Source organism: Nostocoides australiense Ben110, assembly GCF_001050535.1.
Taxonomy (GTDB): Bacteria; Actinomycetota; Actinomycetes; order Actinomycetales; family Dermatophilaceae; genus Nostocoides_A; species Nostocoides_A australiense.
Window position 1 is genome coordinate 3,270,805 of record NZ_HG764815.1, and the last position, 2,312, is coordinate 3,273,116.

At 68.6% G+C, this 2,312-nt stretch carries 3 protein-coding genes; 2 read left to right on the top strand and 1 reads right to left on the bottom strand.

Going from position 1 to position 2,312, the window contains the following annotated elements; all coding sequences use genetic code 11:
* The first annotated feature begins 206 nt into the window (after positions 1-206).
* Positions 207-722 carry a peptidylprolyl isomerase gene (locus BN11_RS15850; protein WP_048699307.1) on the top strand — a complete coding sequence of 172 codons (516 nt, stop codon included), beginning with the start codon at positions 207-209 and terminating at the stop codon, positions 720-722.
* 69 nt (positions 723-791) lie between these two features.
* On the top strand, positions 792-1,631 hold the full coding sequence (locus BN11_RS15855) for a rhomboid family intramembrane serine protease (RefSeq protein ID WP_048699308.1): 840 nt from the start codon (positions 792-794) through the stop codon (positions 1,629-1,631).
* 245 nt (positions 1,632-1,876) lie between these two features.
* On the opposite strand, the gene BN11_RS15860 is transcribed toward BN11_RS15855, so the two are convergent.
* Positions 1,877-2,131, bottom strand: a complete 255-nt coding sequence (locus tag BN11_RS15860; protein ID WP_048699309.1) for a cell division protein CrgA — start codon at positions 2,129-2,131, stop codon at positions 1,877-1,879.
* Positions 2,132-2,312: the final 181 nt, after the last annotated feature.

Consider the following 2,312-nt stretch of genomic DNA (forward strand, 5'->3'; position numbering starts at 1 on the left):
CGCGGCGGTGTTGACGTAGTCGGCGACCGCGGCCTTGGCCTTCTCGGTCTTCGACGGGGGCTTGCTGCACAGCATGGTCTCTCCTTCGGGATGCGGTCGTATCTGGCCTCCATCCTGCCTCCTCCACACGGGCGATGCGTCGTTAGGGGCCGACGAAGTGACCGCTCCCAGGGAACTCACAGGGAACGCGTGATTGACTTGGCGCCATGAAGGCAACCCTGCACACCAACCTCGGCGACATCGTGGTCGAACTCTTCGACAACCAGGCCCCCAAGACCGTCGCCAACTTCACCGGCCTCGCCTCCGGCGAGAAGGAGTACAAGGACGACGCCGGGCGCTCCAACCCGACGAAGTTCTTCGACGGGCTCGGATTCCATCGCATCATCCCCGGCTTCATGATCCAGGGCGGCTGCCCGCTCGGCCAGGGCATCGGCGGCCCGGGCTACACCTTCGACGACGAGATCCACCCCGAGCTGGCGTTCGACCGGCCCTACCTGCTCGCCATGGCCAACGCCGGCAAGCGCATGGGCAAGGGCACCAACGGCTCCCAGTTCTTCATCACCGTCGAGCCCACGCCGTGGCTGCAGGGCAAGCACACGATCTTCGGTGAGGTCACCGATGACGCTTCGCGCCAGGTCGTCGACGCGATCGCCGCCGTGCCGACCGGGCCCAACGACAAGCCGGTCGAGCCGGTCGTCATCGAGTCGGTCGAACTCTCCTGAGTCCGTCCGCGTTATTGACCGCGTGACCCCTATGCCGCGCCCGTTGCCGGGAACGCCGGGGAGCGCCGGATGACCGAGCCGTATGCCGGTCCCGGCGCCCCCGCGCCTGTGTGTCCCCGCCACCCCGACCGGATCTCGTATGTCCGCTGCCAGCGGTGCGGCAACCCCACATGCCCCGAGTGCCAGCGGGCCGCTGCCGTGGGGGTGCAGTGTGTTTCGTGCGTCGCCCAATCGGCGCGGGAGCACCCGACGACCAAGACGGTCCTCGGTGCCCGGACGGGGGACCGGGGCGGTCGGCCGATCGTCACGCTGATCCTCATCGCCGCGTGCGTGGGCATCTGGCTGCTGGAGCAGGCCAGCCGCAGCGACGAGATCTTCTACCGGTTCGCGCTCTCCCCGGCCATCGGGGAGGAGGAGCCGTGGCGGTTCGTCACCTCGGCCTTCCTTCACGGGCCGCCGATGCACATCCTGTTCAACATGTTCGCCCTGTGGATGCTGGGCTCCTATCTGGAGCCGCTGCTGGGCAAGGTGCGCTTCCTGATCCTCTACCTGGTCAGCGCCATCGGCGGCGGGGTGGCCTACATCTTGCTCAACCCGGTGACCGCGACCGGCGGGGTCGTCGGTGCCTCGGGCGCGGTGTTCGGGCTGTTCGGCGCCTTGATAGTCCTCAACCGGGCCCTCGGGCGCAGCACCCAGGGCATCATGCTCAACCTCGCGATCAATGCTGCCCTGCCGCTGCTCTATCCGAATATCGCCTGGCAGGCGCACGTCGGCGGCTTCCTCACCGGCCTGCTCCTGGCGTTCGTCTTCGCGCGCGGCCGGCGCAATGCGGCGGTGGCGTACGGCGGCGCCGCGGCCGTCACCGGCGCGATCGTCGCCGCCGGCGTGGCGCGCTACCTGACCGGCTGAGGCCGCTTTCCGAGGCGACCGTTTTCCGAGTCGCCGGACCGGGCGGCATACCATCCCCCGGGAATCACACCGGTGTCATTCGTCCCCAGCTGTGGACAACTGGGTGGATAACGCACAGTCCGGGGATAACCCTGGGGACAACTGAGGACAAGCGGGCGTTAGTTGCGCCGTGACGCTTGTCGTGAGCTCGAGTGAGCGGACCATGGCGACGACTGAACGGTCGCCCGATCTAGCGCGGCGGCGGCTTACCGCCAGTTGGTGGTCATGCCGAAGCCGGCGAGCATCAGGGCGAAGCCGACGCCGAGGTTCCAGCGGCCGAGGGCCTCGATGGGATACTGCTGCTTGGTGATGTAGAAGGTCACGACCCACAGCAGGCCGAGGATCATCAGGCCGAGCATGACCGGGACGTACCACGAGGGGTTGCCGGTCTTGACCTTCTGCGCGCGGGGCGCTTCCTGCGGGGTGTAGGTCGCCTTCTTGCGGCCCTTCGACTCTGGCACGTGCGGATCTCCCTGTGCGTCATTCGCGGAACTGGCCTCCAGGGTAGTCGACGCACGAGCCGGTCCTGCGCGAATGACCTACTGTGGGGGCACCATGACCGAGCAGGAGCCTCAGCCGGACCGGCGCGCAGCCCGGCGGTCGGCCGCGCGGGTCGCGGCCTCCCGGTGGGGGGGGGGGGGG

Bases quoted from the DNA above. Each gene is read 5' to 3' on its own strand.
- BN11_RS15855 (WP_048699308.1), top strand. From the start codon at position 792: ATGACCGAGCCGTATGCCGGTCCCGGCGCCCCCGCGCCTGTGTGTCCC.
- BN11_RS15850 (WP_048699307.1), top strand. From the start codon at position 207: ATGAAGGCAACCCTGCACACCAACCTCGGCGACATCGTGGTCGAACTC.